Here is a 13,311-nt window from a genome sequence, read left to right as displayed (position 1 = left end):
CCGTCAGGGGCCCGGCGCGGTGAGCGACTCCCACCTGAAGAAGCATCAGTGGTGGCCAAACCCTTCGGACTGGACGAGCTCCTGGCCCGGCTGCGCGCCGGCCAACGCCGGACCACCCAAGCTGACGAAGCGCGCGTGGTGACCACAGCCTCCTTCACTGTCGACCTGGCCCTGAGACGCGTCACCCGCAACGGGCAGGACGTGCGCCTGACCCCCACGGAATGGGGCATCCTGCAAATCCTGGTCCGGAACCCCGAAAAACTCGTCACCCAGCAGCAGTTCCTCACCGAAATCTGGGGTGCCGCCTACACCAAGGCAGCCAACTACCTGCGGGTCTACATGGCCCAGCTCCGCCGCAAGCTCGAACCAGAACCCGGCAACCCCCGCCACTTCATGACCGAGGCGGGCATCGGATACAGGTTCCAGCCCTGATCCGGCCGCCACCACTCCGGCGATCGGTCGCCGTACGTTCACCGGCGAGCGGCCCCGGATCCTCCGGCAGCCACCATCACCCGCACCGGTGGCCGCTGACCCGGCTCTGGGACCCACAGACGGTTGACCCCGCTGGCTGGCATACAGTCTGMCATGGCTGTCGGACTGAAATTGGAAATTGAGTTCTCCGGACCTGAGGGACAGCGTGCCACGTTCGGAGATCTCAAGCGTTTTGTGGCGCGCGCAGATGCAGGCGGTTGCTCAGACGAGGACAAGCTGCACATCGAGATGAACGAGAACGACGAAATCACTGGATTCTCGCTCTACCTCGATCCAAACTCCTAAAATTACCCAACGAATGCACGGTTCCCCGACTTTGACCGCAAGACAGAGATGTCTCATCAGAATTCCTGCCGGGCGCAGCCGGCCAACGATGATGGGCGAGTGACACCAGGGGATCCCGCCGCCCCCCTGTGGTCCAGCCGCAGAGTTCCCGTAGTCCGCCGGGAGCCAGGGAAGCCCCGGACAACGAATGCCCTCTGGGGCTTCCTTGGTCGTTCGACACCGGCTATAGCACGGGCGATGCGTCAGGCGTGGGCGGTTCCTCGTCGTGCAGCGAGGGGGTACGCGGCGGCGCCGATGGCGGTGTCCAGGACGATGAAGGCCAGCAGGCTCCAGCCCAGTTGCGGGCGCACAGCACAGACCCTGGCCCAGTTCGGCATTGCCGGACCATTGATCCTCGGCGGGGGACTCGGCATCAACGTCCCTCGACTTTAGGCCGACTTCCGCGACGAGCTTGCGGGTAAGGGCAACACGGATGTGCGGGGCACGCCAGCGTTGATTGACGTCTGTGCCAGGCCAACACAACCACGTGCCCGAAGGCTGCTGAGCGGCGGCGAAGTTCACGCAAGTGCCGCCATATGACTGATGAAAGTCTTCGGTCGACGAATTGCGGCCGCGAGTGCTGACAGGCCGGGCCCTGGCCTCTGACACCCGTCACTGGCGTAGCATTCAACACGTGATCGACGTCGAGCCGTTCAGCCTCGTCATGCTCTTGGTCGCGGCCGCTCTTCTTGCCGCCGTGCTGGCCCACCGCCTCAGCGCCCGGCTCCGAGTACCCGCGCCGGCAGTGTTTCTCTTGGCCGCGGCCCTGGCCTCCGATGTTATCCCTGCGTTGGAACATATCCCGGTGACAGTGGAACAACGAATTGTCACAGTTGCCTTGGTGTTCATCCTCTTCGATGGTGGCATGCACATCGGCTGGCGCCGGTTCCGCCAATCCGCCGGGGCCATTGCTTGGATCGGTATCGCCGGGACTGCAGCAACGGCCGCCGCCCTGGCGCTGACCGCACATGCGCTTTTTGGATTCGGCTGGAGCACGGCCCTGCTCATTGGCGCGGCGCTGTCCCCGACAGATCCCGCCGTGGTGTTCTCCGTCCTGGGCGGCCGGGAAATCACTGGTCGGACCGGCACCATCCTGGAGGGTGAGTCGGGGGCGAACGACCCCGTCGGCATTGCCCTGATGATCAGCCTGCTCGGTGTCACCGGAGTCGGGCTTGACGCCGTGGCCAGTGTCACTGCGGATTTCACACTCCAAATGGCCGTCGGCGCGCTCATCGGTTTCTTCGCCGGCCATGGCTTATTGGCGCTGATGCGCAAAGTTGTCCTGCCTAACGAAGCCCTGCACTCGGTGGGAACGATGGCGGCTGTAGCCTTCATCTACGCCGCAACGACCCTGCTCCACGGTTCAGGGTTTTTGGCCGTCTTTCTGGCAGGAATCATCATCGGAGACCAACGCGCCCCTCACAAACGCGACATCGAACGCTTCAGCGCCGGTATCGCCAGCCTGGCCGAAATCGTTGCATTCACAGTTCTCGGGCTCAGCGTCTCGCTCCGAGATATCCTCCGATCCGGCGAGCTGGAGATCGGGCTGGTCCTTGCCGGCCTGCTCATCCTCATCATCCGCCCCGCCCTTGTCGGATTGCTCATAACACCCATCCGGCTGCGTCGGGGCGAACGTGCATTCATCCTTCTCGCCGGCCTCAAAGGAGCCGTCCCGATCCTGCTGGGCATGTTCATCCTCAGCGCCGGACCGGCCGATGCGTCACGTATCTACTCCATTGTATTCATCGTCGTACTGACCTCGGTCGTCGTTCAAGGCACATTCGTGCCCTACCTCGCCGCACTCCTGCACGTGCCGATGCGCCACATCGACCCGGAACCCTGGGGCATTGGCCTGCGGTTCACAGACGAACCACACGGACTACACCGGCACGTCGTTGAGCCAGGATCCCCGGCAGACGGCTCCACGATAGCGGACATGGCCCTAGGCGAGTCAGGGTGGATCAGCATGATCCGACGAGATGGCCATCTCATCCAAGTCCGCGGCAATACCACACTGCGTGCCGGTGACGTCATCCTCGCCCTCTCGGATTCAGAAACTGGGCTGGCGCGACTCTTTCAACAACCCCCGTAAAGCCCCGCAGGCACATCGAACCACTTGAACGTACCCCGGCCAGAGGAACTTTCGGCTCGAGAGGCGCCGCCCTGGATCAAACGGCGTGCCTTGGCGGGCCACCAGCCGGCAATTCGCTAGAGCGGTCGTCAATAAAGAAGAGCGGCCAGAACCAGGCAATGTGGGGCTGGTTCTTCGAATCCGGTCTGGGTTCCGATTCGCTGCAACGGAATTATGGGCATCCGCTTCGCGCGGTCGGCTGTCGGGCCCCGGTCCGGCTCCGAAGGGCTCCGCCGGCCCGGGACCTGGTCTGTCTGCGACGTTTTGCATGTGGTCCCCTGACTTGCAGAAGCACCCCATGCGCCCCCAGGGCGACTGCGCCCCACTGGGCGGCAACCCTGCAGCGCTGCCCTTGACGGGCGAGGACCGTCGGCCGAGAGTGTTACATGTGAGGCGTGAGGCCGTTCGGGAGTATCTGGCGAGTGCCCTGTGGGCGATGCCGACGTGCGCCGTCGCCCTCGCGCTCATCGCGGGGGCGGGGCTCTCCGCAGTGCAGCTGGGCGCAGCGTCGCCCCTCGCCGTCCTCCTATTCCAAGGGACGTCCGATGACGCGCGGAACCTGCTCATCGGGATCGCGAGCACGATGGTCACCGTCATCGCCGTCGTGCTCGGGCTCACCGTCGTTGCCCTGCAGCTCGCGTCTACGCAGTTCAGCCCGCGACTGCTGCGGAACTTCCTGCGCGACATCCCCAACCAGGTGACGCTGAGCACGTTCATGGCCACGTTCGCGTACAGCACGGCGGGCCTCTACACCGTCGGCATCGCCGGCGGACAGCGCACCCAGGACTACCCGCGCCTCGCGGTGAGCGGCGCACTGCTGCTGCTGTTCGTGAGCATGATCATGCTCGTCTACTTCGCCCACCACCTGGCGCATTCGATCCAGGTGGACCAAGTCATGAAGCGCGTCGAGACGGCCACACTCAAGGTGATCGAGCGGTCGTTCGTCCCGGGCGACCCCACTCTTCGCATGCCAAACCCGCCGCCCGGCGCCACGGCCTTGCCGGCACCGCGGTCTGGATATGTCCAAGCCTTCCATGTTGAGGCGTTCGTCGGCGCGCTCGCGAGCCGAGGCCTCACTGCCCAGATGGTGCCCATGGTCGGCCGACACGTCGTCGCCGGGGCTCCGCTCGCCTGGGTGTGGGCGAGCGCGGGCGAAGGTCCCCTGGCCCCCGACGCTGGCGCTGAACTGCGGCGGGCGCTCGTGCAGAGCGTGCGGATTGGCTACGAACGGACCCTTGAGCAGGACGTCGCCTTCGGGATCCGGCAACTCGCCGACGTCGCGTCCAAGGCGCTCTCGCCCGCCATCAACGACCCCTACACCGCGAACCAGGCGGTCGATCATCTCGGCTCGATCCTCGCGGCCCTCGCGCTCCGGCAGCACGGTCCGCAGGCCGTGGCGGACGCGCAAGGCACCATAAGGCTGCACGTGCCGGCTCGCGATTTCGCCTATCTCGTGGATCTCGCCCTCGGACAGGTGCGGCGGTACGGCGCGAACGAACCTCGCGTCGTCCGGGCTCTGCTGCGCGTGTGCCGCGATCTCTTGTGGTTCGGCGACGCGGCCCACCACGCTGTAGTCCGGCGGTACGTCGAGACTCTCCTGAGCGATGTGACCCGGCGTGTGGCCCAGCCAGCCGATCGCGAACCTCTTCTCGCGGAAGGCGCGGCAGTGCTCAAGGCCTTCGACGTCCCGGGCGGCACGACGGGCGCCGACTAGACGACCCTTCTATGGTGGCGGGTTAAGCCATGAGTGTCTGGAGTTGGCGCAAGAGCTGTCTGGTGATGAGGCGCTTCAGGCAGCGGCGGATTTCCTGTGGGCAGCATCGGCAGGGAGGTACCGCGAGTAGTCAGACACATAGACGGCGTAGCTGATGTTGTAGCCTGCATCGAGTGAGAGTTGCACGAGGAATACGCCTGGACCTCTACGACTGGCTGCGCCGTGGCGGCGACAACTGTTAATAGGCCGAAAGCGGTTAATAGGCCGAAAGCGGTCATGCAGTGGAAATTGGTTTTTACTTGGTGGCAGTTCACACTACTCGGAGGTTCATTTGGAAACCGTCAACCAGCTCCTGGATTCGATCAAGGACGTGGGCCGCGACGCGGTGCGCGGTGGTTATTCCCGGGCGGTCTACTCGACTGCGGAACTCGACCTGAGGGCGTGGTTCATCGAACAGGCGCTCCAGCGTGGCCTGGCCGTCGAGACCGACCGCAACGGCATTATCTGGGCGTGGTGGGGCGAACCCCAGGACGGCGCCCTGGTCACTGGAAGCCATCTCGATTCAGTACCCGGCGGCGGCGCCTTTGACGGCCCGCTCGGCGTCGCATCGGCACTCGCCGCCGTCGACATCCTTATTGCCCGCGGAAATGTGCCGAACCGGTCCCTGGCCATCACGGTGTTCCCTGAGGAGGAGGGCTCCCGCTTCGGCGTGGCCTGCCTCGGATCCCGCCTTCTTACCGGAGCCATCGACGTCGACAAGGCGCGGAACCTGCGCGACGGCGACGGCAACACGTTCGCGGACGTCGCGCGGTCGAACGGGCTCGACCCCCGGCACGTCGGTCCGGATGCCCAGGCCCTGGCCCGAATCGGCAACTTTGTTGAACTGCACGTTGAGCAGGGCAAGGGCCTGGGAACGGGCGGCCCGGCCATCGCCGTCGGAAGTTCCATCCTGGGGCACGGCCGCTGGAAGCTGAGCATCAGCGGCCAGGGCAACCATGCCGGGACCACCCTGATGGCTGACCGTGCGGATCCGATGGTCGCAGCGGCGCAGATCATCGTCGCCGTGCGCGACACTGCCGCAGCCCAGCCGGATGCGCGCGCCACGGTGGGACGCCTGATGCCGGTACCCGGCGGAACCAACGTCATTGCCTCCCGCGTAGACATGTGGCTCGACGCCCGGCATCCCAACGACGCCGTGACCGCCCGGCTGATCGAATCGATCTACGGCGCCGCCCAAAGGATAGCGGCAGGTGAAGGATGCTCCGTTACCCTCACGGAGGAGTCTTACAGCGACACTGTCCATTTCGATCCCGGCCTGACCCGGCGGATCAGCGGGATCCTGCCCGGGGCTCCTGTGCTTCCTACCGGTGCCGGCCACGACGCCGGAGTGCTCTCCGCCTATGTGCCGTCCGCGATGCTGTTCGTCCGCAATCCCAGCGGCATCTCGCATTCCCCGGAGGAATACGTTGCCGACGAGGACGCCAACACCGGTGCCGAGGCCCTGGCGAATGTCCTGGAGGGGCTGCTGTGACCGGGTTCTGGTGCGAGTCGGCTGTTGTGGCCGGCGACGCTCCGGCTGACGGGAGCCCGGGCGACGACGACGGCGGTGCAGTTGACCCCGCCGCGGCGCTCGCGTCGGTGCGGCTGGACGTCCGGGACGGCCGGATTACTGCGATCACACCGGGTGCAAAGCCGCAGCCCGGCGACCACGTACTAAAGGGCGTCGTCTTTCCGGCCGCCGCCAACGCCCATTCCCACGCCTTCCACAGGATCCTGCGCGGACGCACGCACCACGGACGCGGCGACTTCTGGGTGTGGCGGGAGCAGATGTACCGGAGCGCGGCCGAGCTGACACCGGAGAGCTACGAAAAGCTCGCCAGCGCGGTGTTCGCGGAAATGGTGGTCGCCGGTTTCAGCAGTGTGGCCGAGTTCCACTATGTCCACCACCAGCCGGGCGGGGCCCACTACGCAGAACCCCATGCCATGGAGCTGGCGCTGGCCAGGGCGGCGATGGCGGCCGGGATCCGACTGACGCTCCTGGACACGTTGTATCTGGCGGGAGGGATCGATACGCCGCTGAGTCCCGAACAGTCGCGGTTCGGCGACGCTGACGTCCAGGCCTGGCTGGCGAGGCTGGCATCGCTTCGCGCCGAAATGGAGCGAAGCTTTCCCCCGGAGATGGTCGGTCTAGGGGCAGCGCTGCATTCCGTGCGTGGCGTCCCGGACAAGGACCTGGCAGTGGTGGCCAAACAACTGCCCGTAGACATGCCCCTTCACATCCACCTCAGCGAACAGCCGGCGGAGAACGAGGCCTGCCTTGCCGCCTATGGCGTCACGCCTGCCGGTCTGCTGGAGCGCCGCGGCCTGCTGTCCGGCAGGCTCTCGGCCGTCCACGCCACGCACCTGACGCCCGGGGACGTCGCCTTGCTCGGCAACGCCGGCGCCACGGTGGTGATGTGCCCCAGCACCGAGGCCGACCTCGCCGACGGGATCGGCCCGGCCCGCGCATTGTCCGACGCCGGAGCAACCATAGCGCTGGGTACGGACCAGCACGCTGTCATAGACCCGTGGGTGGAAATGCGCTCGCTGGAGCACGGTGAACGGCTCGGTTCCGGTCAGCGCGGAAGGTTTTCCCCGCAGGAACTGCTGCGGGCCGCTACGGACGGTGCCGCCCGATCGATGGCCACCCCCATCGCTGCATCTGTGCTGGCGGTCGGTACGGTCTGCGACCTGATGGCCGTGGATCCCGGTTCGGCCCGAACGGCCGGTTCCAGGGCGCTGCAGTTTCCCTTCAGCGCCACGGCCAGCGACGTCACCGACGTCGTCATCGCGGCGGAAGTGGTGGCCTCCAACGGCATCCACCGGCGACTCGGCCCGCCGGGCCGCCTCCTGACGGAGGCATTGAAGGAGTTTTCCTGAGGGGCTTGTCTGTCATGCGCCTGCGGCGCGCACAACGCACCATTCGTTGCCTTCGGGATCCTGGAGCACTTGGAACGTGCCCACAGTACCTATGTGGATCTTGCCGATCCTGCGAGCTCCGATGGCTTCGGCGGCGTCAGAGGCGGCCGGCACATCCTCCACGTGCACGTCTATGTGGAGCCGGTTCTTCCCTTGCTTGTTTTCGGGCACCCGTTGGAAGGCCAGCCGCGTCCATCCCGGCGGATCGATGAAGGACCACGCATCGCTTCGATGCACTGGTTCGCCACCGAGGACCGAGGACCAGAACTCCGCAAGTGCGGCCGGGTTTTGGCAATCCACTACGACCTCATCTACTCGTCCAATCATTTTCTGAGCCTACGGCTGCCCTGGAAAGTCCGGTGCCGAGGGCATGAGGACATCCCGGCCCCACCCCGGAGAGGTGCTTCCACAGGCCGGCCTTCGTCAGTTTTTTCGGCGGGTTGGCAGTGTCTGATAGACACTGCCAATGGGCTCAACGCCTGCGCAGCGTGGTGGTTGTGGACAGAAGAGTGGAATCCGTGAGTTCCCGATCTCAATGTGGCAAAAAGGAAGTGTGTACAAAGTACACACTTTGGGTGTCGGATCGGGTCATACCGGGGCCGGATCGGGCCGGATTCCGCATGTTTTCGGGGGAGTCCAGTGTTTGCGGGGGTGGGAATGCAGTTCGAGTCCCACCTCGGGCACAGCAACCCCCTCGTCAGAGGGGGTTTTTGCTTTAACGTGTGGACATTGACCCTGCGTGGGTCCCTCTGACATTGGCCGCGGTCTGTGGCTGGCGCCGCGGTGGCCTGTTCGGTTGTGTGGGTGGCGGGTTCAGGGCCCGGGCTAGTGGGCCCTCCGCCGGCTGGGAGGTGGGGTCATCTGGGTCTCCTTTCTGGTTGGTTGTGCCGGGCGTGGTTGGTCTTGTACGTATTCATGCCGTGGGGTTGTGGTGTTGACATGACCTGGGAAACTTTCTTGGAGATTCTTTCCCCCCGATTCGCTCCTTCCCTGTGAGCCGGGGGAGAGCTTGGCGCCCTTTTGTCTGGCAGAGGTGGCGTGCACATTGTCCACACCGTGTACGCGGGATGCCGTTGCTGGTGGGCGGCTCCCTCCGTGCCTAATTCTCCTGACACGAGTTCATGCAACCACGAGGTCTGTGTGACATGACTTTCCGGGCACTCTGGCGGGACGTCCGGTCCGTGCTACGTGGACTGTTCCAGAAGCGTCCGCGGCAGGGAGGTGTGCGTGACAGTAGTCTTCTTCCGTCGCCGTTCCTGCTGGGTAGTCAGTCATACCCGTCCATAACCGGATGCACGGTTTCGACATGACTACCTGAGCGTGCTCTTCTAACGTGGTCGTCTCGATTCCTCTGGCGCGTCGACAGAAGGCAGTATTAGCCGCGAGAGTGAGCGGCAGAGGCTGGCCGGAAGCGAAGGTCCCCGGCCGTCGTGGCGTCCGCGTAGTTGGCGAATGCTGATGCTGTCGCCTCGGCGTCGCCTCCGAGGTGCCCGGCGACGCGCCGGCGTAGTACTTTGCATGTTCCGAGCTGGAAGGCAGGTTCAGCCGGTGTTGGCGCCCATGCGGTTTTTTTCCAGCGTGACTCAGACCAGGCTCTCGTGTGGCCAAAAGCCCAGGCTGTGCCCCAGCCGACTGAAATCCGATTCGAGCCCACTTTAGCGGCAGCAATCGCAGTTTGAACGGGGACCACTTTTCGCCGTGGAAACGACCCCCATCAAGAGGCTGAAACCGCCGATCGATTTCGTGCTGGTCCTACTCGACGTTCTTTGCCGATGTTGCGGATGGTCCGCTAGGAGTTGAACTGCTTTACCTCAGGAGGAGCTTCCTTCAGCTGTTCCTTACTCGGACGCTGGGGTTTGCCTTCGAAGTCATAGGTGGTCAGCTCTGCCTGCAGGGCACGCGTCGTGAAGCGGTTGTAAAACGGACGGGATCATGAGAAAGCGCGGATGCCCGGTTCAGCGGGACCAAAATCAGCTGCTTTCCGCCGACGAAACGGCTCAAGCGATTTCGACGGCTTCTCCGCGCACTGCGATCCCGCCGAGCGGTGGAATATTAATGGTGAGTCTGCTCGGGCGGCCGACGTGGCTCCCTTGGAGCACCACCACCCGGCTGGGTGGTTCCACAAGCGATAGCAGGCGGAGGTATCCGCCGAAAGCAGCGGCAGCCGAACCCGTCGCCGGATCTTCAGTGATGGCGCCCGCCGGGAAGAGATTTCGCGAGTCAAACTCGCCCGCTCCGATCTCGCAGAGTGTCGTTACGGTACCGGCCCAGTTTTGGGCGTCCATCAGCGTACGCATGGGATCCGGGTCGAACCCGAATGAGTCAAAGGTCCTTCGGTCAGCGAAGACCAGTATTGGATGCCAGTTTCCTGCAAAGGCGAGCAGCGGAGGGTAGGCGGGGTGCAATTCGTCCCGACCCACGCCCAGCAACCCGAGCAGAGTGTCCAGAACACCTGCCGGAAACTCGGCGACGCGAGGCTCCACGCTCGTGAAGGATGCCGTCAGGGTAGCGCCCTGTCCGGCAGATTCGATCGAGACCAGCCCCACCGAAGTATCGAACGTAAAGGTCCCCGCACCGTGCAGCCTCGACAGCGCGACAGCCAGGGCAATTGTGGCATGGCCCCAAAAGGGCACCTCGGCGATCGGGGAGAAGTACCGCACGCGGTTTCGACGTGAGTCTCCGTCAATCGCCGCCCCGGTGATAAAGACCGTCTCCGCATATCCGACATCGGCCGCGATGACCTGCATCTGCGCGGCGTCGAGACGGGTTGCGTCCAAGACCACGCCCGCCGGATTGCCTCCGCCAGGGCTCGTGGCAAAGGCGGCATAGCGAAGTACATCGGGAGTCTGATTCATTGCTACATCCTCGGTGGGTTGTGAAAATACGGGCGTGGCGAAGACCAACAGGGTGAAGCGAAAAGCGACTGCAGCACTAGTCCTGTACGGCTCTGCCCGCCATGGCGAGGGAGATGTTTCGGGGGAGGCGCTGGGCGATTCCGGCAAGCATGCGATTTCCCAAGCCTGAGACGACGCTTACCGGTGTAGTGCGGCGATCGAGGGCGCGCAGGGCGGTGTCGATGACCTCGCTGGCGCTCTGCAGCCGGCCGACGGCAGCGGCCTGGCTCCCGAGGACATCGAAAAACTCGGTGCGGGTAGCCCCCGGGCAGAGCGCGAGCACACGAAGGCCGGATTCCTTCGTCTCGTGTGCCAGGGCCTCGGTGAAGCTCAGGACAAATGCCTTGGTTGCCCCGTAAACCGCCATCCCAGGCACCGGCTGAAAAGCTGCAGTGCTGGCCACGTTGATCAGCGCGCCCCTCCCGGCGGCGAGCATCTCGGGGAGGAATGCCCGCGTGGTCTCGACGAGAGAGGCCACGTTCAGGGAGATCTCCGAGGCGATGACCGCGGGGTCTTCCTTGACCAAAGGGCCGCTCGTGGCGAAGCCCGCGTTGTTGATCAGGGTGTCGATGCGGATGCCCCGGCCGGCGAGCTCTCCGCGGACTTCAGCCCCGGCTCCCGGACGGCTCAAGTCCTTCGAGAGCGTCGTCACTGAAATGCCATGCGCGTCGCGCAGCTTTCGGGCGAGATCCTCAAGCCTGTCGGTCCGCCGTGCGACCAGCACAAGGTTGGCCCCGCGCGCCGCAAATCGTGCGGCAAACTCGGCACCGAGCCCGGAGCTCGCCCCAGTGATCAGTGCCGTGGTTCCGGTGTAGCTCATGGTCATGTCGAATCCGATCCGTGTCGCGGCTACTCATGTAGCCAATGCCAACATAGTAGGCAGGGACACCATTGTTGTCAATGACTACATTGCGGATATACTGGTCGGATGATCGATCAGCCCTATCACCACGGCAGGCTCCGGGAGGCGTTGCTGGCACGTGCCACGGAAACCGTCGAGGAAGCAGGAGTCGAGGGACTTTCGCTGCGGCAGCTCGCGCGTGATCTGGGTGTGAGCCACGCGGCACCCGGCAGGCATTTTCGTGACAAGCAGGCGCTTCTCGATGCCCTGGCCTTTGACGGCTTCCGCAGCATGAATGCCGGGATAATGGGAGCGTCTGAAGCGGCCGGAGACCATCGGTCACGCTTTGTCCGGATCGCTAGGTCCTATGTGGACTTCGCGGTCTCTCACCCGGTCCTGTTGGCCGTGATGCACTCCACCAAGCACCATCCTGATGCCAGCGATGAACTGCGCAGCATCGGCGAAGACGGTATATGGGTCGCCAGAGCGCTCATCGCTGAAGCCCAGGCCGCCGGGGAGCTGGCGCCAGCCGACTCCGAGAGGCTCGCTCTCGTTTGCTTCGTGAGCCTGCACGGAGCCGCAATGCTGGCGGCGGGCAACCTCCTGGATGGAACATCCGTGGACTACCTGACCCTAGCGACTACCGACCTGTTGTGGGCCGGAATGGTCGCAGGTATGCCCGCGCCCCAGGGAGCCTCGGGAGTCGGCGCATGAGCCGTGCCACGAGATGAACTCGGCGTCATGAACCCTTGTTGAGTCCGAGCTGGCCGTCAGGCAGCCTTCGTTCGGGACGTCGCCCTTAGATATGCCCGGCAGGGGTTCCCAAAACTGGACCGCAGACCGCCAATTCAGCTGCGATTTATCGCAATTCCTGTTTAACAGTCACACAGGAGTGTGGCCGTCAACTTCGTTTGGCCCCTAAATCGCAGCTGAGTTGGCGGTTTCGCAGTTCTGTTTGCGGAACGGTCGGTGCAGCAGATTCGGCGTGGGCCGTGGCGCCCCGGTCGGTGTGGGGCAGCTCGCCGCCCAAAAGGGGTCCTTGAACGCCACACCAGGAATTCACCGACGCGCGGCGGGCGAAGTGCGTGAGTGGGGGGCAGGATGGAGAACATGGAAGTCCTTGGGAGCCGCATCCTGCTTCATCCGTCCGAACCTGAGCGGAGCCACCGGTTTTATCGGGACACGTTGGGTTTGGCGATCTACCGGGAGTTCGGGAGTCGTGATGCGCCGGGCCTGGTGTTCTTCCTGGGAAACGGTTTTCTCGAGGTCAGTGGACGGTCGGCTGATCCACCGGGGAGTGCCTTGTCGATCTGGATTCAGGTTCGCGACGTGCAGCTTGAGCACGAGCGGCTGCTGGCGGCCGGGGTACCGGTGATCCGCAGGCCGCAGCAGGAGCCGTGGGGGCTGGTGGAGATGTGGATCGCGGACCCCGATGGAGTGCGCATCGTGCTCGTCGAGGTTCCAAATGATCATCCCCTGCGCCGCGACCAGCGGTGATCATTTCTTCTCTCGCGGCCGCTGTCCCGACGGCATCCTAGCGGCGGAGCGGATGTTCGAAGSGCCGGGTCTTAGGATTGGGCGTATGAAGGTCGGTAGGCTCCGGGCACGCTCAGGRCGGAGACGGCAATGACGGGTGACAGGGATCGGGATKCTGCAAGGCGCCCGCGGCAGGCCCGGCCGCGTGACGCTCTTGGCCGGCCGCTGSCGTAYGGGAGCGTTGGCGTCGAGCCGGTCTCGGAGGAGCCGCTGCCGCCGGCGSAGACGTTGGTTKCGGCCCGGAGTCTGGTGGAGGCAGGCCGGCCCTTCGCCGCTCATGAGGTACTCGAGGCCCGGTGGAAAGCCGGGCCGGCCGAAGAACGCAACCTTTGGCAAGGTCTCGCCCAGATCTGCGTCGGGCTCACCCACGCCGCCCGGGGGAACAGCATTGGTGCGATCCGGCTCCTCGAGCGCGGTGCGG

General features: G+C 64.8%; 12 protein-coding genes. 9 read left to right on the top strand and 3 right to left on the bottom strand.

Annotation, left to right across the window (positions count from 1 at the left end):
- Window positions 1-48: 48 nt before the first annotated feature.
- The 6 genes from AC1DR1_RS19290 to AC1DR1_RS19265 all read left to right on the top strand — a co-directional run bounded on the left by AC1DR1_RS19290 (window position 49) and on the right by AC1DR1_RS19265 (window position 7,580).
- On the top strand, window positions 49-432 hold the full coding sequence (locus AC1DR1_RS19290; protein WP_414645505.1) for a winged helix-turn-helix domain-containing protein: 384 nt from the start codon (window positions 49-51) through the stop codon (window positions 430-432).
- A gap of 153 nt (window positions 433-585) precedes the next feature.
- On the top strand, window positions 586-777 hold the full coding sequence (locus AC1DR1_RS19285; protein WP_229994308.1) for a hypothetical protein: 192 nt from the start codon (window positions 586-588) through the stop codon (window positions 775-777).
- Between the two features lie 673 nt (window positions 778-1,450).
- Complete coding sequence (locus AC1DR1_RS19280; protein WP_229994309.1) at window positions 1,451-2,908, top strand: cation:proton antiporter domain-containing protein; 1,458 nt, start codon at window positions 1,451-1,453, stop codon at window positions 2,906-2,908.
- A gap of 427 nt (window positions 2,909-3,335) precedes the next feature.
- Window positions 3,336-4,661, top strand: coding sequence for a DUF2254 domain-containing protein (locus AC1DR1_RS19275; RefSeq protein ID WP_229994310.1), 1,326 nt, complete (start codon window positions 3,336-3,338; stop codon window positions 4,659-4,661).
- 331 nt (window positions 4,662-4,992) lie between these two features.
- Complete coding sequence (locus tag AC1DR1_RS19270) at window positions 4,993-6,192, top strand: allantoate amidohydrolase (protein WP_229994311.1); 1,200 nt, start codon at window positions 4,993-4,995, stop codon at window positions 6,190-6,192.
- Window positions 6,189-7,580, top strand: coding sequence for a formimidoylglutamate deiminase (locus AC1DR1_RS19265; RefSeq protein WP_229994312.1), 1,392 nt, complete (start codon window positions 6,189-6,191; stop codon window positions 7,578-7,580). Before AC1DR1_RS19270 ends, AC1DR1_RS19265 begins: the two co-directional genes overlap by 4 nt.
- A gap of 12 nt (window positions 7,581-7,592) precedes the next feature.
- Here AC1DR1_RS19265 and AC1DR1_RS19260 read toward each other — a convergent pair whose 3' ends face one another.
- The 3 genes from AC1DR1_RS19260 to AC1DR1_RS19250 form a co-directional block, all read right to left on the bottom strand.
- Window positions 7,593-7,946, bottom strand: coding sequence for a VOC family protein (locus tag AC1DR1_RS19260; RefSeq protein WP_229994313.1), 354 nt, complete (start codon window positions 7,944-7,946; stop codon window positions 7,593-7,595).
- Between the two features lie 1,670 nt (window positions 7,947-9,616).
- Window positions 9,617-10,474 carry a PhzF family phenazine biosynthesis protein gene (locus AC1DR1_RS19255; protein WP_229995615.1) on the bottom strand — a complete coding sequence of 286 codons (858 nt, stop codon included), beginning with the start codon at window positions 10,472-10,474 and terminating at the stop codon, window positions 9,617-9,619.
- Between the two features lie 76 nt (window positions 10,475-10,550).
- Window positions 10,551-11,339, bottom strand: a complete 789-nt coding sequence (locus AC1DR1_RS19250; RefSeq protein ID WP_364742403.1) for an SDR family NAD(P)-dependent oxidoreductase — start codon at window positions 11,337-11,339, stop codon at window positions 10,551-10,553.
- 102 nt (window positions 11,340-11,441) lie between these two features.
- On the opposite strand from AC1DR1_RS19250, the gene AC1DR1_RS19245 reads away from it, so the two are divergent.
- From AC1DR1_RS19245 to AC1DR1_RS19235, 3 genes are all read left to right on the top strand, one after another.
- Entirely contained in the window at window positions 11,442-12,068 is a 627-nt protein-coding gene (locus AC1DR1_RS19245) for a TetR/AcrR family transcriptional regulator (RefSeq protein WP_364742406.1), read from the top strand.
- A 387-nt stretch (window positions 12,069-12,455) separates the two neighbouring features.
- Complete coding sequence (locus AC1DR1_RS19240; RefSeq protein WP_229995618.1) at window positions 12,456-12,851, top strand: VOC family protein; 396 nt, start codon at window positions 12,456-12,458, stop codon at window positions 12,849-12,851.
- Window positions 12,852-12,980: 129 nt separating this feature from the next.
- Window positions 12,981-13,311, top strand: a 331-nt coding sequence (locus AC1DR1_RS19235) for a DUF309 domain-containing protein (protein ID WP_476993115.1), incomplete at its 3' end; no start/stop codon positions are given.

Source organism: Arthrobacter sp. P4_F10 (assembly GCF_056401435.1).
This window is presented reverse-complemented; position numbering and strand designations above follow the sequence as displayed.